This window comes from Gordonia sp. NPDC003504, assembly GCF_053587995.1.
Genome location: NZ_JBSFPC010000005.1, coordinates 131,249 through 147,722, shown reverse-complemented (window position 1 = coordinate 147,722; position 16,474 = coordinate 131,249). Strand labels below are relative to the sequence as shown.

The 16,474-nt window shown below is 67.8% G+C and carries 20 protein-coding genes; 14 read left to right on the top strand and 6 right to left on the bottom strand.

The features are described 5' to 3' along the window. Positions 1-13 precede the first annotated feature (13 nt). Positions 14-1,270 carry a multidrug effflux MFS transporter gene (locus ACWDPV_RS11800; protein ID WP_449743105.1) on the bottom strand — a complete coding sequence of 419 codons (1,257 nt, stop codon included), beginning with the start codon at positions 1,268-1,270 and terminating at the stop codon, positions 14-16. 22 nt (positions 1,271-1,292) lie between these two features. Here ACWDPV_RS11800 and ACWDPV_RS11795 point away from each other — a divergent pair, with 22 nt between their 5' ends. The 3 genes from ACWDPV_RS11795 (at position 1,293) to ACWDPV_RS11785 (ending at position 3,955) form a co-directional block, all read left to right on the top strand. Further along, the gene (locus tag ACWDPV_RS11795) at positions 1,293-1,802 is read left to right on the top strand and encodes a MarR family winged helix-turn-helix transcriptional regulator (protein ID WP_449743104.1); all 510 of its coding nucleotides are present in this window, start codon (positions 1,293-1,295) and stop codon (positions 1,800-1,802) included. A gap of 223 nt (positions 1,803-2,025) precedes the next feature. Further along, a complete protein-coding gene (locus ACWDPV_RS11790; protein WP_449743103.1) occupies positions 2,026-3,285 on the top strand; it encodes a DUF222 domain-containing protein in 1,260 nt (419 codons plus the stop codon). A 253-nt stretch (positions 3,286-3,538) separates the two neighbouring features. After that, positions 3,539-3,955, top strand: coding sequence for a hypothetical protein (locus ACWDPV_RS11785; protein WP_348807195.1), 417 nt, complete (start codon positions 3,539-3,541; stop codon positions 3,953-3,955). 21 nt (positions 3,956-3,976) lie between these two features. Here the strand turns inward: ACWDPV_RS11785 and ACWDPV_RS11780 are convergent, their stop codons facing one another. After that, positions 3,977-4,402, bottom strand: coding sequence for an acyl-CoA thioesterase (locus tag ACWDPV_RS11780; protein WP_449743275.1), 426 nt, complete (start codon positions 4,400-4,402; stop codon positions 3,977-3,979). Between the two features lie 160 nt (positions 4,403-4,562). Here ACWDPV_RS11780 and ACWDPV_RS11775 point away from each other — a divergent pair, with 160 nt between their 5' ends. Then, positions 4,563-5,831, top strand: a complete 1,269-nt coding sequence (locus tag ACWDPV_RS11775; protein WP_449743274.1) for a cation:proton antiporter — start codon at positions 4,563-4,565, stop codon at positions 5,829-5,831. A 95-nt stretch (positions 5,832-5,926) separates the two neighbouring features. Here the strand turns inward: ACWDPV_RS11775 and ACWDPV_RS11770 are convergent, their stop codons facing one another. Continuing rightward, the gene (locus tag ACWDPV_RS11770; RefSeq protein WP_348807197.1) at positions 5,927-6,256 is read right to left on the bottom strand and encodes a transglycosylase family protein; all 330 of its coding nucleotides are present in this window, start codon (positions 6,254-6,256) and stop codon (positions 5,927-5,929) included. A 395-nt stretch (positions 6,257-6,651) separates the two neighbouring features. Here ACWDPV_RS11770 and ACWDPV_RS11765 point away from each other — a divergent pair, with 395 nt between their 5' ends. Beyond that, positions 6,652-7,437: an enoyl-CoA hydratase gene (locus ACWDPV_RS11765; RefSeq protein WP_449743102.1), complete on the top strand. Its 786-nt coding sequence runs from the start codon at positions 6,652-6,654 to the stop codon at positions 7,435-7,437. Between the two features lie 34 nt (positions 7,438-7,471). Here the strand turns inward: ACWDPV_RS11765 and ACWDPV_RS11760 are convergent, their stop codons facing one another. After that, entirely contained in the window at positions 7,472-8,656 is a 1,185-nt protein-coding gene (locus tag ACWDPV_RS11760) for an AI-2E family transporter (RefSeq protein ID WP_449743273.1), read from the bottom strand. Positions 8,657-8,968: 312 nt separating this feature from the next. Here ACWDPV_RS11760 and ACWDPV_RS11755 point away from each other — a divergent pair, with 312 nt between their 5' ends. After that, positions 8,969-10,177, top strand: coding sequence for an acyl-CoA dehydrogenase family protein (locus tag ACWDPV_RS11755; protein ID WP_449743101.1), 1,209 nt, complete (start codon positions 8,969-8,971; stop codon positions 10,175-10,177). A 136-nt stretch (positions 10,178-10,313) separates the two neighbouring features. Here ACWDPV_RS11755 and ACWDPV_RS11750 read toward each other — a convergent pair whose 3' ends face one another. Both ACWDPV_RS11750 and ACWDPV_RS11745 read right to left on the bottom strand, forming a co-directional pair. Then, a complete protein-coding gene (locus ACWDPV_RS11750; protein ID WP_449743100.1) occupies positions 10,314-10,769 on the bottom strand; it encodes a hypothetical protein in 456 nt (151 codons plus the stop codon). 2 nt (positions 10,770-10,771) lie between these two features. After that, on the bottom strand, positions 10,772-11,389 hold the full coding sequence (locus ACWDPV_RS11745; protein WP_348807202.1) for an RNA polymerase sigma factor: 618 nt from the start codon (positions 11,387-11,389) through the stop codon (positions 10,772-10,774). 239 nt (positions 11,390-11,628) lie between these two features. Here ACWDPV_RS11745 and ACWDPV_RS11740 point away from each other — a divergent pair, with 239 nt between their 5' ends. The 8 genes from ACWDPV_RS11740 (at position 11,629) to ACWDPV_RS11705 (ending at position 16,472) form a co-directional block, all read left to right on the top strand. After that, on the top strand, positions 11,629-12,123 hold the full coding sequence (locus ACWDPV_RS11740) for an Asp23/Gls24 family envelope stress response protein (RefSeq protein WP_348807203.1): 495 nt from the start codon (positions 11,629-11,631) through the stop codon (positions 12,121-12,123). Beyond that, entirely contained in the window at positions 12,120-12,503 is a 384-nt protein-coding gene (locus tag ACWDPV_RS11735) for a hypothetical protein (protein ID WP_449743099.1), read from the top strand. Before ACWDPV_RS11740 ends, ACWDPV_RS11735 begins: the two co-directional genes overlap by 4 nt. Further along, positions 12,496-12,678, top strand: coding sequence for a DUF2273 domain-containing protein (locus ACWDPV_RS11730; protein WP_348809073.1), 183 nt, complete (start codon positions 12,496-12,498; stop codon positions 12,676-12,678). The genes ACWDPV_RS11735 and ACWDPV_RS11730 overlap by 8 nt, the downstream gene beginning before the upstream one ends. Positions 12,679-12,680: 2 nt before the next feature. Beyond that, a complete protein-coding gene (locus tag ACWDPV_RS11725) occupies positions 12,681-13,241 on the top strand; it encodes an Asp23/Gls24 family envelope stress response protein (protein ID WP_449743098.1) in 561 nt (186 codons plus the stop codon). A 4-nt stretch (positions 13,242-13,245) separates the two neighbouring features. Further along, a complete protein-coding gene (locus tag ACWDPV_RS11720; RefSeq protein WP_449743097.1) occupies positions 13,246-13,902 on the top strand; it encodes a DUF6286 domain-containing protein in 657 nt (218 codons plus the stop codon). Further along, positions 13,899-14,453 (top strand): hypothetical protein, encoded by a 555-nt coding sequence (locus ACWDPV_RS11715; RefSeq protein ID WP_449743096.1) that lies wholly within the window; start codon positions 13,899-13,901, stop codon positions 14,451-14,453. Before ACWDPV_RS11720 ends, ACWDPV_RS11715 begins: the two co-directional genes overlap by 4 nt. 169 nt (positions 14,454-14,622) lie before the next feature. Further along, complete coding sequence (locus ACWDPV_RS11710) at positions 14,623-14,820, top strand: CsbD family protein (RefSeq protein WP_348807209.1); 198 nt, start codon at positions 14,623-14,625, stop codon at positions 14,818-14,820. Between the two features lie 272 nt (positions 14,821-15,092). Next, positions 15,093-16,472 (top strand): hypothetical protein, encoded by a 1,380-nt coding sequence (locus ACWDPV_RS11705; RefSeq protein ID WP_449743095.1) that lies wholly within the window; start codon positions 15,093-15,095, stop codon positions 16,470-16,472. The last annotated feature ends 2 nt before the right edge of the window (positions 16,473-16,474 follow it).

The window sequence follows — 16,474 nt, the reverse complement described above, 5'->3', positions numbered from 1 at the left end:
GGATCTGTCCGTGTCAGACGGGTTCGGGGACCGGTGTCGGCCTCCCGCGTCCGGCGGCGAGGAAGGAAGCGATCGCGATCACGGCGGCGATCAGCATGACCACGGCCAGTGGGGCGGCGGTGTCCGGGCCCTGGATGCTGACCAGTGGGGACACCAGTGCGCCGAGACCGAATTGCAGCGCGCCGAGCACCGCCGAGGCGCTGCCGGCGTGCGAGCCGACCGCCGACATCGCCAGGGCGGTCGCGTTGCCGAAGATCATGCCGAGGCTCCCGACCATCACGAACAGTGGCACGGCCAGCCACATCGCCGGTGCGGCGGTGACGACGAGAATCCCGAAGGTGATGACCGCCAACGACATCACCGATAGTCCGATGCCGACCAGGTGGCGGACCTGGCGGGTGGCGACCAGTCGTGCGGCCAGTGCACTGATGGCCATCAGGGCGAGCGCGTTGGCGCCGAATGCCAGCCCGTAGCCGCCGCTGCTGAGTCCGATCATGTCCTGATAGACGAACGGCGACGCGGAGATGTAGGCCATCATGACCGCGAACGAGAACGCGAATGTGCCGGCGTAGCCGAGGAATCCCGGCCGGAGCAGCTCACGCGGTGAGGCCGCGGCGGCGGCCGTGGCGGTGGTGGCCGCGGCATCGCGCCGACGTCGGTCCGGGGGCAGTGTCTCGCGGACGACGCCGATGATCGACACCAGCATGAGGACCGAAATGCCCAGTACCACACCGAGAATCCCGCGCCAGCCGATCGGGTTCACCAGGAATCCGCCCAGCAGTGGTGCGAGGACAGGGGCCACGCCACCGACGATCATCATCAGGCTGAACGCCCGTGCCGCGGCCCGGCCGGCTGCCAGGTCGGAGATGATCGCCCGGCCGATCACCATTCCGGCCGCACCGCCGAATCCCTGCGCGAAGCGTGCGGCCACCAGGACGCCCACCGACGGCGCGATCACCGCGACGATGCCGGCGGCCACGCACAGTGCTGCGCCGAACAGCAGGGGACCGCGACGACCGAACCGATCCGACAGCGGGCCGAACGCCAACTGCCCGGTCGTCACGCCGACCAGAAAGGCGGTCAGCGTCAGCTGGATGGCGGTCGCCGAGGCCGACAATTCGCCGGTCATCTCGGGGAATGCGGGCAGGTACAGGTCGGTGGCGAAGGGTGCGACCGCCGACAGCAGCGCGAGTACCAGCAGCAGCGGACCGGTGATCGCTCGCTCGGTGCGCGGTTCGCTGGTCACGGACGCGGTGGTCGACGAGGCCATATAGTTATGAGATCATATTCAAATGAGTGATGTCGAATCGTACGGCCCTGCTGCGGGGTCGATGGGCCACGCCGGGTTGAGCGTGAACCTTCTCGTCGATATCGCCGAGGTGGTTCTGCGGGTGGCACGAGAGATCGAACCCCATGGGCCGGCCGGAGTCAGTGGGGTCGTTCCGCTCAATGGCAGCGAAGTCCTGGTGATGCGCTGGATTCATCACAATCCCGGGACGTGTCCCGCCGAGGGGGCCACGGCGACGGGCCTCAAGCGCAGCAACTTCTCGGCCGTGCTGCGTTCACTGGAGGCCAAGGACATGGTGCGACGCAGTCCCGATCCCGACGACGCGCGGTCGGTGCGGTTGTATGCGACACGACGAGCCGAGACCTCGATCGCGCGACTCCACGACTTCTGGCGGCGGCGACTGACCGGTGCTCTCGACCAGGCTTCCGCGGATTCATCCCTCTCTGAAGCTGAATTACTCACCGCGCGAATGGTTCTCGAGCGACTCTCGGCGGGCCTGCGCACCGCGCGCTGAGTTGTTGATCGGGTCGGGGCTTCGTCGGAGGGGCGTACATGCGCGCCCGTGTGAATTCTGTTCACCACAGGGGCTTGCGTTCACCACAGTTCACCGCAGGGGAAACTGTTCACTGAAGGTACGAAATGCATTGCAACCGTTACATATTCATCTTGTGATCCACCCCATGGCGAACTGGTGATCGGCTATAATAGATGGCAGCGGCACTCACACAGGGGGACGAATGAGCGACCACGATCTCGCCGAGATTCTCGACGTCATCATCGACAACCTCACCGAACCGAGCATCGACCAGAAGTCGCTGACCGACCGGCACGCCACCGAGGTGATGACCCAACTGCGCCTCATCCGCAACCTCGTCGACCACCTGTGCGTGGTGTTCACCGGACACCTCGAACAACTCCACGTCGCCACCCGCCAAGGACGGAAACTCCGAGAACTGTTGATCTGCATGGGATATCCACCCGCCGTCGCACAGCGCTACCTCAGACTAGCCGCCGCCACCGACATCCCCCGCGTCACCGCAAGCACCGCACTCGGCTCCCTCAGCTCCGAACACGCCGACGCCATCATCCGCGGACTGACCCACATCGCCCACCGCTCCCCCGAAGACGTCACCTCCGACATGCGGCACGACCACACCATCACCCTGCTCTCCCACGCCGGAGCCGGAATGGCCCCCTCCGACATCCAGAAGTACGCCCGACAACTCGGCAACCACCTCGCCGCCGACGCCGACGGCGGCCTCCCCGCCGCCGAGGACCGCAGCGTCAACGAACTGTCCCTGCACCATGATGCGGACGGACGACTCGCCGTGAAAGCCGACCTGGATGTCACCGTCGGAGAGAAACTGTGCACCGCGATCGACGTGCTGTCCGCCCCCGTACCCCAACCCGACGGCAGCAACGATCCCCGCTCCACCGAACGCCGCCAAGCCGACGCCCTCGAAACCCTCCTCGACGCGGCCGTCCGCGGCCTGGCCGATGACACCATCCCCACCACCGCCCGCCTCGAGGTCCTCATGATCCGCTCCGCCGACGACCCGGCCGCAGCTTCACTGCCGCACTCCGGGCCCGTCACCGAATCCACCGCCGACATGCTCAGCTGTGACAGTGCCGTCACCGACATCACCACCAACGGTGACGGCGTCCCACTGAACGTCGGCCGCCGCAAACGGTTCTTCACCAACGCCCAACGCAAGGCCTACATCGTCCGCGACGACGGCTGCATCAAATGCGGCGCACCCGCCTCCCGCTGCCACGCCCACCACATCCAGGCGTGGAGCGAGGGCGGCGCCACCGACCTCGACAACGGATGCCTGCTCTGCCCGTCGTGTCACGACGACATCCACCACGGCGGATGGGCCGTCATCATGGGCGCCGACCGACACCCATGGCTCATCCCACCAGCCACCGTCGACCCCAAGCAACGTCCTCAGCCCGCCTACAACCGCCGCACCATGCGACTCGACGACGCCGCCTGACCCACCCCCGCAACAGACCAGCGCGCGACGTCTGACCCGGTACCAAACGGGCCACCACAAGTCTTCGTTCTTTGACAAGTCCACAGAGAAACTGCGCGGGTTCGCATCCGACGATGAGCAGCACACCACTGCGGCACTCGGATCCGAACCCGGCCGGCCCCGCCATGTGGTGGCGAAGTCGCTCGTCCGTCGGCACACTGGATCGCAGTAGATGCCTGTCACCGATGCCGGGCCGCGACAAGGGAGGCCCTCGATGGCTGGTCAGAACGGACCCTTCGGATTCGATCCCGAGGATTTCGACCGCTTCGCGCGGGAAGCCGGGGAAGGGCTGCGGCAGGTCTTCGGACGTGCGATGTCCGAACCCGGTGCGGCGAGTGTGTTCTCGACGTTCATGGAGGGATCGTCGGCGCGACGGTCCGCACCCCAGCCGAAGACCGCCGGCGAGGCCGGCGCCGGCGTGTGGGCCGTGTTCGTTGTCGACGAGCCGGGCGGTGCCCGAGTCGAGCAGGTGTTCTCCAGTGAGATCGACGCGCTGCGCGCCAATCAGCACAACACCGACCCCAAGCGCCGGGTCCGCTTCCTCCCGTACGGGATCGCCGTCAGTGCGCTGGAAGGATCCGCGCTGGATTCAAGCGACGGAGATGCCGACAACGGCGCCGATCGCGGCTGATATGCAGCGGCACTGGTGAACTCACTGCGCTGAGCGCAGCGCCTCGCGGCGCGCCTTCGCCTCGGCGAATCGTCGCTGGGCCACCGGTGTCTGCGGATTCAGCTGCGGTACCTCGATGGGGCGACCGTCGTCGCCCATCGCGACCATCGTGAAGTAGCAGCTGTTGGTATGACGGCGCTCCCCGGTCTGGATCGACTCGGTCTCCACCCGGATGCCGACCTCCATGGACGTGCGGCCGGTGAAATTGACCGACGCCGACAGGATCAGCAGTTCCCCGACGCGGATCGGTTCGCGGAAGATGACCCGATCCACCGACAGCGTGACGGCGTAGTGCCGCGAGTACCGAATGGCACAGGCGTAGGCGACCTGGTCGAGGAGTTTCAGCAGTGCTCCGCCGTGCACGTTCCCGGCGAAATTCGCCAGGTCCGGCGTCATCAGCAGCGACATCGACAACGTGCACCGGTCGGCTCCGGGCTGGACGGACGGGTCGACGTCAGGGCCCGCCGTCGTCGGCGTGCTGGGGGAGGACATGGGCAATCTTAGGCACAGACACCGGGGCCCTGCAGGACCATCGACTGCACCCGGACTCGCCGCCTGCGGCAGGATGATGCGGGTGCTCACACTCGCCGAGGCCGCGGTCAGTCCCGACCGCACCAGCGCCGTCACCTTGTTCTGGATCGCCCTGGCCGCGGTGATCGCACCACTGGTCGCACGCGCAACCCGCCGGTACGTGCCGGAGGTGGTCGTCCTGCTGGTGCTGGGGATGGTGGTGGGTCCGCACCTTCTCGATTTCGCGGACCCGGCATCGGTGTCGGCGGTCAGTCAGTTGGGTCTGGGCATGCTGTTCCTGCTCGCGGGATACGAACTCGATCCGCAGTTGTTGCGCGGCAAGCCGGGTGCGGTGGCGGGCGGTACCTGGCTGATCAGTCTGCTCATCGCGACCGCGGTGGTGGCCGTGCTGACCGGTATCGGCGACTTCTCCGCCCATGTCGCGATCGCCATCGCGATGACGTCGACGGCACTCGGCACCCTGCTGCCGATCATCAAGTCCGACGGACTGCTCGATCAGCCGTTGGGGCGTGCGGTGATGTCGCACGGTGCTGTCGGCGAACTGGGCCCGATCATCGCCATGTCGTTGCTGTTGACCAGCCGCAGTGTGGGCTCGGCGGCGTTCGTGCTGGTGTTGTTCGCTGCGGCCGCGGTGGTCATCGCCGCCGTTCCGCGTCGTGCGGCCCACGTCCCGGCCCTGCGTGCGGCCGTCGAGGAGATGAACGGCGGCACCTTCCAGCTACCGGTTCGGGTGGTGGTGGCGCTGCTCGCGGCCCTGATGGCCGTGGCCGCGGTCTTCGACCTCGACGTGGTGCTCGGTGCCTTCGCGGCGGGAATCGTGTTGCGCCGCTTGCTGCCTCAAGGGACGACGGTCGTCGAACGGTTGGAGACCATCGGTTTCGGCATGCTGATCCCGGCCTTCTTCGTGACCTCGGGCATGAACATCGATCCCAGTGCGGTGATCTCGCAACCGCTGGTGTGGGTGCTGCTGGTGCTGGGAATCGGTGTGGCGCGCGGGCTTCCGGTATGGATCGCCGAACGCACGATCACCCACGAGGCGAGTCTGCGGGTGGGACGGGAACGCGTGCAGCTGGCGCTGTACGCGGCGACGGGATTGCCGATCATCGTCGCCGTCACGCAGGTTGCTGTTGCGGCGGAACTGATGTCGCAGACCCTGGCCTCCACCCTGGTGGCGGCCGGGGCCACGACCGTGCTGGTGTTCCCGATGGTGGCGCGGCTGATCACGCGCGCCGACGCGGCGGACCCGGCCGGGCCCGACGTCGTCGCCGACCGCGCGGACGACGGCCGGCCGGGCGTCGGCGGCTGACGCCCGAGACCGCGCGGCGGCGTCAGACATGGGCGAGGGGGCGACCCACGATGTGGATCGCCCCCTCGCCGTCATGCGTGTGGCGCGGCGCTACCTCAGAGGTACTGGCCGCAGACCGGCCAGGCGCCGGGACCCTGGGTGGCCAGGGTGTTCTCCGCGACGCGGATCTGCTCCTCGCGCGAGGCGTTGGCCGGGTTGCCGTAGCCGCCGTTGGCCTCCCACGTCGACTGCGTGAACTGCAGGCCGCCGTAGTAGCCGTTGCCGGTGCTGATGCCCCAGTCTCCGCCGCTCTCGCACTGTGCGACGGCATCCCAGTTGTGGCCGGTGTCGGCCGACGCGGTCGCGGTGGCGACTCCGAAAGGTGCCACGGCCAGGGCGCCGATGACTCCGGCGCGGACGGCGAGCTTCTTCATGGTGGTCGTCATCTTTCCTCCTCTCATCCACCCGGTGTGGGGTGGGTGATTCTCGGACCGGTGGCGACCATACGGGCTCGGTAACGGCAAGGTCACGTCGGACATCGCGACCTGCGGCTTGTTGATCACGGTGAGATAACGCTGTGAACCCACCGGGAAACCCCTGCGCATCGCGGCGTGTCGGTCGGCGGCATTCCGGCGAGCGATCCGCCCCTGACGTGACCAAGGTCACGGCCGATATGTGGTGCCCGTCACCGCGGCTGGTGGCCCCCTGTGGCTCCTCGATGCGGCTCCGGCGCTGCCGCGATCGCGAGCGTGAACCGGGCCCGGTGAGGCAGTCTGATTGGCGGCCACCACCGGACACCGCATCGGAATCCGGGGACCACCGCACCTCGAGGAGCATCGGCATGACGCAGACGGACACAGCATCGATCGAGACCATCGTGGACGGCCCACTGGGCATTCTCGCGCTGGCCAACCCGCGTCGCCGCAACCCCCTGTCGACGGGCACGATGCGTGCGATCACCGCAGCCCTGCGGGCGTTCGCCGAGAATCCCGCGGTCCGCGTCGTCATCATCCGCGGCTACGGACCCGCATTCTCGGCCGGACACGACCTCGGCGAGCTCGTCGAGCGCACCCTCGACGACGAGCGCGCCGTCTTCGACACCTGCGTGGAGATGATGACCGCCGTCCACGAACTCGACAAACCGGTGATCGCCGAGATCGCCGGTGCGGCCTTCGCGGCGGGATGTCAGCTGGTTGCGACGTGTGATCTCGCCATCGCCTCGTCGGCGGCGACCTTCTCGACCCCCGGCGTGCGCATCGGGCTGTTCTGCTCGACGCCGATGGTGGCGCTGACCCGCGCCGTCGGCCGGAAAAGGGCGATGAAGATGCTGATGACCGGTGACCCCATCGACGCGCAGACCGCCGCCGACTGGGGTCTGGTCAACGATGTGGTCGCCCCCGAGAAGCTCGCCGAGACCGTGCGAGAGCTCGCCCTGCGGATCGCCTCGTCGAGTGCGTCCACCCTCGCCATCGGCAAGCGTGCGTTCTACCGGCAGATCGATGAGAGTGAGTCGCGCGCTTACGAACTCATGGCGGAGACGATGGCGACCAATGCGGTCACCTGCGACGCGCAGGAGGGGATGTCGGCGTTCCTGGGCAAGCGCACGCCGGTGTGGACCGACAGCTGAGGGCCGCCGGGGTGCGGCTCGGCCCACTGCATGATCAGCCGCGGTCCGAGGCGTCATCCGCGGGCGGATCGGCCGGGCCGGCGGGCGAATCGCCGTCGCCGGGCCGGTCGGCGTCGGGAACCGACGCGCCGACGGCGTCGTCCGCCGGGGCGTCGGGCGTGCTCGCGTCATCGTCGGCCGGCGTGGCGGGATCACCGCGCTTGGGTAGCGAGGAGCTCAGCAGCACGTCGGCCCAGCGGGTCGACGGGTCGATGTCGAGCAGCAGGGCCTTGCACATGATGGTCAGCGGTACTGCGAGGATCGCGCCGAGCGGCCCGAGCACCCACGCCCAGAACATCAGCGACACGAAGGTCAGCGTCGTCGACAATCCGACAGCGTCGCCGACGAACTTCGGCTGGATCACCGACTGGATCACCACGTTGATCACGCTGTAGACCGCGATCACCACGATCATCTGGGACACGCCGCCATCGAGGAGCCCGAGCAGGGCCGGCGGGACCAGACCGATGATGAACCCGATGTTGGGGATGTAGTTGGTGATGAACGACAGCAGGCCCCACAGGATCGGCAGCGGAATGCCGATGATCGCGAGGGCGACACTGTCGAAGACCGCGACGATCAGACCGAACACCGTCGACACCCAGAGGTAGCTGCGGGTGGCCTGGGCGAAGGCGCTGAACGCGGCGGCGATATCCGGCCGTTCGGCGGTCAGGATGGTGATGCGGTCACCGAAGTTGACGGTGTCGGCGGCCATGAACAGCAGCAGTGCGAGGACCAGCACCAGCATCGAGGCGACACCGGCCGTGGAGGACACGACGTCGCCGACCGCACTGATGATCTTGCTGGAGTCCACGTTGTGGACCATGTCGTGCACTTTTTGCTGACTCACACCGTGGGAGGTGAGGAAGTCCTGGAACTGCTTGACGAGGTCGTTGAACTTGTCGCTGTAGGTGGGGAGGATCGTCGCGAACCGGGCGATGGAGAAGGCCAGCGACGCGAAGAGCCCGATGATGATCGCATAGACCAAAAGCAGGGTGACCAGGAATGCCACCCACGCGGGTGCGCCCTTCCGGCGTATCCAACTCGCAACCGGGGACACCGCGACGGTGAGCATCATCGCCAGGAAGATCGGCGCCACCAGACCCGCGATCGACCGGATGCCCGCCACCGCCACCACCAGACCGGCCAGGGTGATCAGGATGATGGTGCCGCGCGGCATCGACCATGCCGGGGCGTCCATCCGGATCGCCATCTCCGTGGGCTTCGACTTGTGGCCTTTGGCCATCGTGGTGCCTCTCGTCCGGACCGGTGCCGCACACGGGAATCCGCGGACGCACACAGGTGGTGTCGCAAACGGTGATGTTAGGCCAGAGATGCCGGATCCGGGAGGGTCGCCGCGATATGGCGGCCGACAATCATCCGGGAGGGATGAGACCCGAATCGTGCTTACGCGCGCGGTGATCGCAAGGGTGGGCGCGAGATTGCCGCGGGGGCAGACTGTCGTGGCTTGGTTCGCGATGAAAGGAACTACGTGAGCACCACGACCGTTCGTGAATACACCGACACCGACCTCGACGAGATCTTCGCCCCGGTGTTCGCCCGGATCGCGCAGGGGGCGGTGAGCCGCGAAGAAGACCGGCGACTGGCCCACGACGAGATCGGCTGGCTCAAGGACGTCAAGTTCGGTGCACTGCGTGTGCCCGTCGAATTCGGTGGGTACGGGGCGTCGGTGCGCTCGCTGTTCCGCCTCCTGATCGACCTGGCGACCGCGGAATCCAACCTGCCCCAGGCCTTGCGGGTGCACTGGTCCTTCGTCGAGGATCAGCTCCTCTCCACCGACGCGGCCGAGCGTGAACAGTGGCTGCGGGCCGTCGCCGACGGCACGCTGGTCGGCAACGCGATCACCGAACCCGGTGTCGGTGCGGTGGACCGCTACCGCACCACCGTCACCGACGTCGACGGCGGATACCGGCTCGACGGCACCAAGTACTACAGCACCGGCAGCCTCTACTCCGATCACATTCTGGTGGCCGCCGACCACAATGGCGAACGTGTCTCGGTGCTGGTCGACGCCGACGCCGAGGGCGTGCACCGGCACGACGATTGGGACGGCTTCGGGCAGCGTCTGACCGCCAGTGGCACAACGGAATTCACGGGCGTCCAGGTCCGGCCGGAACGGCTTCTCGGTGCCGGATACGGCGCGCCCGGCCGCACCTACGCCACCTCGTACCTGCAGCTGGTGCAGTTGTCCGTACTCGCCGGGATCGCCGCCCGCGCACTGGATGACACCGTCGAATGGGTACGTGCGCGCACCCGCACCTTCACCCACGGTTCGGCGGATCTGCCCCGTGAGGATCCGTTGGTCCAGCAGGTCATCGGCCGACTGACCTCGGCCGCATACACCTCCCGCACCCTCGTCCTTGACATCGCCGAGAAGCTCGATCTGCTCCTCGACGGTGGGGCGACCGACGAGGCGCTGCTCGACAATCTCGAATTCGATGTGGCCAGAGCACAATACGCGGTCATCACCACCGTGCTCGATGCCACCACCGAGCTGTTCGAGGTCGGCGGCGCGTCCATCACCTCCGAACGACTTCGCCTCGACCGGCACTGGCGCAACGCGCGGGTGATCTCGGCGCACAACCCGTTGATCTTCAAACTGCGTGCCCTCGGCGATCACGAACTCAACGGCACCGAACTGCCCTACGCGTGGAGCGCGGGAAGTCGCAAGACCGCATAACCCACCCGGAAGTGGCTGTTCGGCAGGGATATTGACTCGGCAGGGATATTGACTCGGCAAGGACATCGACTCGGCAGGGACATCGACTCACCGGCCCGGAGCCGCCGACACACCGTCGGAGGCCCCGGGCCGGTCGTCATTCGCCGGTGTCGAGATCGCCCCAGCGCACGTCGATGGCGCCGGCGGCCGTGCGTGCGTGATCAGGTCCCAGCAGCAGCGTCAGCACATCGGTGACGACATCGCGGATCAGATCGGATTCCTCGGGCAGGATGTCGTGGTAGCGGGCGACGAGTCCCAGCCGAATCCGCTCGACGCGGCCGTCGCTGCCCTCGGCGGTGATGCCGACCACCAGCCGACCCACGGTTTGCCGCACCCGCACGGCCACCACCTGGGTGAGCACACGGTCGGAGATCCACACGCCGGGGGAGTCCGTGAGCAGCGGACGCCCGGGGCGCCGAGCGCGGGGCAGGTGCGCGGTGATCGAGGCCACCAGGCGCGACGCATCGAAGTTCTGCCCGTCGGCGGGGTCGAGTTGTCGACCGGCATCGCGCAGCCAGACGTCTGTGTGGTCGTCGTCCATCCGAGAGGTCATGTCTACGCTCCTTCCGGTGCGCCGGTGTGGGTGCGATCGGGCCGCCACGGTTCCAGCCGGGTCGCCAGATACTTACGACTGCGTTGCAGGTGTCCCCGGACCGAGCCGGTCGAGATGTTCAGTACCCGCGCGATCTCGGAGAGGGACATGCCCTCGACCTCACGCAGCCACCACACCGCGCGGGAGGTCTGTGGCATCGACCGCAATTCGACACCGAGGGCGTCGACCAAGGTGTGCCGCAGTGCCTCATCCGACGGTAACGGTTCCGCCGCGGCGAGGTCGACGAAACGGGTGTCATCGGTCGGGATGTCGCGCTTCTTGCGGCGGTGATCGACGGTCTTGCGATGCGCGATGGAAAACATCCAGGTCTTGAACGTGGAACGAAATGCGAAGTCCGGTAGCCCTCGCCACGCATCGAGCAGGGTGTCCTGGGCGAGATCCTCGGCGACCTGAGGATCATTGACCATCCGGCGGAGGTAGCGCAGCAGTACCGGCAGCAGCCGGGTCACCAACTCGGTGAAGGCCTCGGTGTCACCGACTCCGGCGGCCGCCGCCAGCTCCTCGTCGGACAGGTCGGCCACGGCCAGCGGCGATCGCGGCGACTCATCGGTGGCAGGCACCCCCGGTGCGGCCGAGAGTGCCCTGTGATCAGGGTCACCCGAACTCACGCGTGCAGATTTCGGTTCCACTACGACTGACTCTATACCGGCACGCCGATACCGGGATCTCGCCGAGGATGGGACCCGCACACGGTCTTTCATCACGTGGAGTGCACCGATCGGCGTACCGGACGACCGCAGTGTCCACTGCGGGCCGGCCCATGGGGCAGCGGCCCGCGCCCGAGTACAGAGGAGTTCTCATGAGCGACGCAGCCCAGACCGACACCCGGACCACCACCGCAACGGGTCCCGACACCGACGCCGCCGGCAAGGGCCTCGCCTTGGCCCGCACCGACACGCCGGCAGGTGATCGAGGTAAGACGATGATCGCCGACGCCGTGGTCGCCAAGATCGCCGGCATCGCCACCCGCGAGATCGACGGTGTGCACGACGTCGGCGGCGCCGCCGAGCGTGTGGTCGGCAAGGTTCGCGGGGTGATCCCGGGTACCTCGGTCAGCACCACCCAGGGCATCGGCGTCGAGGTCGGCGAGCGGCAGGCCGCCGTGGACGTCTCCATCGTCGCCGAGTTCGGGGTCGCCATCCACGAACTCGCCGCCGCGATCCGACGCAACGTCATCAACGCCATCGAGTCGATGACCGGACTCGAGGTCACCGAGGTCAACGTCACCGTGCACGACATCCACTTCGGTGACGACGATGACGATCAGGCGTCGGACACCCCGCGGGTGCAATGATGGCCGAGGGCGCCGACACCGAGACCGGCACCGCCGAGGCGATCGAACGCGCCGTATCGGCGATCGACGGGGTCACCGGACTGCACGGCGGGCTGTTCGGGGAGATCGCGACCTACCTCCCCGGCGGCCGGGTCAACGGCGTGCGCCTGACCGATTCCGGTGGCGAGGTCCATGTGATCGTCGACATCGGCCACGACCTCCGTGCGGTTGGCGAACAGGTGTCGCAGGTGGCGAGCGAGATCGCCGGAATGCCCATCGACGTCACCGTCGAGGATGTGAGCCTCACCCCGCGCGACGAGGGCGCTGACGAGGACGATTCTGCCGGGCACCAACAACTCTCATCACGTGATGACATGACAGAGGTGAAAAACGATGGGTAACAACGCAACGATCGGACTGTTCGCGGGTCTGCTGCTCGCGCTGGCGGTGACCACTGGCGGATTCGGCGGGTTCGTTCTCGCGCTGGTCCTCGGGGCGATCGGGTTGGCGCTGGGTCTGCAACGCGATGGCACCATCGACCTCGGCGCACTGCTGCGCAGCCGGAACCGAGGCTGAGCATGGCCGCAACCGCAGCCGCACACGACACCGTCACCCGCGGCAGTGCCAAACAAGACCCGCGCCGGGTGGGTACCGCCGCACCCGCCACCGCGGACGCCCGGGGTTCCCTGGTGATCGCCGGCCGGGTCGGCACCAAGATCGCCGGCCGCGCCGCGCTCGATGTGGACGGGGTGATCGCCTACAGCGGTGGGCTGGCATCACTTCTCGGGCCCGGCGGGATCGGCACCTCGTATCCGTCTGCGCGCGTGGACATGTCGGAAACCGCACCCGTCGTGTCAGTGACCGTCGCGCTGTCGTGGCCGTGTGCGGTCGCCGAGGTCTGCCGACGGGTCCGCACCCACGTGGCCGACGAACTGGCCCGGCAGACCGGCATCCGTCCCGGGCAGGTGGATGTGACCGTCGCGGCGCTCGTCGCGCCCACCGAGACCGACGATCGCAAGGACGGCTACGTCGCACTGCCGCCCGTCGGCGACGATGGGCCGGGCGACGACGATCCGCTCGAGACACAGACACACGACACACAGACACACGACACACAGGCACACGGGACAGGAGGGTGAGCTCATGAGCGCAACCGTCGATTCGACCCCGCCGGCCCAGACCGATGCCACGCCACCGGCCGACACGGAACCGTCGCGTGAGGTGGAGGCAACCGACATCGCCGATATCGGCGAGGGCAAGGTGTTCGCACCCGCCGCCTACCCGGGAGCGGCGATCGTCGGCTCGATCATCGGTCTGCTGCTGTTGGGTGTGGCCGCCATCGGCATCCGCGATCACATCGTGCGGTTCGGCTGGATCTCCGGCAGTCCGTGGTCGGAGAACGCCGCCGACTGGATCGCCCGGAGCACCTGGCAGACCTGGATGTGGCCGGCCGCCATCGGCCTGGTGATCGTCGGACTCGCGATGTTGTGGATCGCCGTCAAACCCCGGCGGAGAACCCATGTGCCACTGGGGGATCACCAGGTGATGTGGACCCGCCGCGGCGACGTCGCCCGGCGCGTCAGCGCGTCGCTGCTCACCGTCGCCGGGGTCGAACACGCGACCACCGTCGTGGGTCGGCGCACCGCCCGGATCACCGTCACCACCACCGGCGACGTCGACGTCGCCGCGCTCACCGCACCGGCGGAGAAAGCGGTGGCCGCACTGAAACATCCGCCGAAGATCAAGGTACGCAAGGTCGTTCGCGCGAAGGTCGCGCGGGAGCAGGAGGGACGCTCATGAACAGAGGTCCGGTCATCGTGCACCGGCTGACGGTCGGACTGTTCGGCCTGCTCTTCCTCGCGGTCGGCGGCGCGGCGCTCGCCTGGCAGGCCGGGCTGGAACCCGTCAAGGGATGGGTGGACCGGCTCGACCCGACCTGGGCAACCACCGTGACGACCGCATCCTGGTGGTGGGCGGTCCTGCTCGGCATCGTCGTCGTGACCCTGCTGTGGGGGCTGTGGCTGCTGTCGGCGGCGTCGCGTCCAGGCAAGGTCGACGACCTCGTCCTGACCGGCAGCGGCGCCGACGGCATCATGACGGTGCCGCCGAAGCTGATGGCGTCCGCCGTCTCCGACGAGTTGTCGGCGCACACCATGTTCGACGCGGCGTCGGTGAAGGCCGTCGACGACCGTGGTCGCAGCCTCATCCGCATCGAGGTCACCGCACCACCGCGCTACTCCTACGACGAGGTGGCCGCCACACTCGACCCCGCGATCGAGCACATCCGAGCGGCCGTCGACGGAGCCGACATCCACGTGCAGGCGCTGGTGCATCTGCAGAATCCGTCGTGAGGGCATCGATCACGACCCATGACGTCGCGGCGGCGTCCACGGGCGGACAGTCATCCCGATACCGGGGATAGATCCGCCCGCCGTCGCGCAACGAATGACACGTGCCGGGAATGGCCCGGTGCGTTCACGCGCCCCACTCCACACGGGGCTCAACAAGGAGGGATACGCAATGGCCATCGAGGACAAGGTCTCCAACAAGGTCGAGGACGCCAAGGGCAAGGCCAAGGAGGTCGGCGGCGACGTCACCGGCGACGAGGACCTGAAGAACGAGGGCAAGGCAGATCAGGTCTCGGCCGCCGTCAAGGACGGCATCGAGGACGTCAAGGACGCCGTCGGCAACATCAAGGACAAGCTGACCGGCAACTGACCTACCCCCGCGGGGCCGATCACCCGGCTCCCCGGCTGCCTACGACGGGCGACGCGACGGACACCACGGTGCTCCTCGCGTCGCCCGTCCGCGCGTGTGTGGGCCACCGTAACCGGCGCGCCTTCGGTGCACCGGAATCCATGTACCTTCGGTGCACCGGAATCCACGTACCTTCGGTGCACCGGAATCCACGTACCTTCGGTTCACCGGAATCCACGTACCTTCGTACACCGGAATCCACGTACCTTCGGTACGGTGATGCGGTGGAGCGGATGCAACCCTCCGACGCGCTGTGGTACTGGATGGCGAGCCGGGCGCACAGCGACCAGTTCCTGGTGTACGCCTTCACCTCACCGACGACCGAGAACGCGGACCTGGCCGGCACCCTACTCCGCCGAGCTCGGCTGCTCGGAGATCTCAACATCCACGTCGTTGACGTCCCGGCGAATCTCGACCGTCCCTGCTGGGCCACGAGATATGCAGCGGCCGAACAGATTCGACGACGTCCGGGACCGATGCGATGGCAGGACTGTCTCGATCGGATCGCCGAGGAGATGACCGCACCGCTCGACGCGCGGGAACATCCCTGGCGGCTGCACCTCTTCGAAGGAGTGTCCCCACCGGACGATCCGGCCCCGATCGGATGCGACATCGGCTCCGGTGGCACAGATCTTGTGGTCGCGGTGCTTCAGGTCGTGCATGCGCTGGGAGATGGTCGTCGCACGAGCGCCCTTGCACGACAACTGTTTTCCGAGGATCGGATACCTCCCGATGACCGGCCGCGGCAGGCGGTGGTGCCGTCGGCGCTCGCGACCGGGCTGGCCGGTGTTCGTGCACTGGCATGGCTGCCGATCCAGACGTTGCTCATGTTCGGTTGGGGTGCAGTCGCATTCGATCGCCATCGGCGCCTCGCCGCGAGACCGCCGGCAGGCGCCGAACCATCCGGTGTTGCACCGTCTCGCATCAACAAGGTCCCGGGTGACGCCCGGGTGTTGCGGACGGTGACCGTCGACGCCGGGCGACTACGGTCCGGCCGCGCGCGCACCGTGACCATCGGTGCGCTCCTGGTGATCTCGGTGGCCCTGCCCCGCTACCTCGGCGACGACCTCGACCGGTGCGTGGTGACCCTGCCGGTCGGACGGACCGGTGCAAAGTCGGATTCGCGCAACACCTTTCGGAACGCGAGCATCGATCTGCGTATCGACATCGCCGACCTCGGCGAGCGGTCGGAGGCCATCGCGGCCGGGATCGCCGCCGCCCGCCACCCCGAGTCCGGCGCCGCGCGCGCCTCGCGTCGGGCCGAACATCTCACGCCGGCACCGCTGCGGATACTCGGGGTGCGCAGTGCCGACCTGGGCACCGTCCCGGCGCGGATCGACGGACTCACGGTGGTCTCGTCGGTCGATCGCGGCGACGCCGACCTGACGATCGGCGCCACCGATGCCGGCGGCGGTGCGAGGTCGGTGTTCACCGCGGGATTCCCGGCCCTGTCATCGGTCCACGGACTCAACCACGGAGTGCACGGACTCGGTGACACGGTGACGATCTCGGTGATCGCCGACCCGCGGATCTGTCCGGATGTGGATCGGTACGTGCAATTGCTCACCGCAGCCGTCGGCGAGGTGTACGCGGCGCTGAGCCGGGCCGAATGACC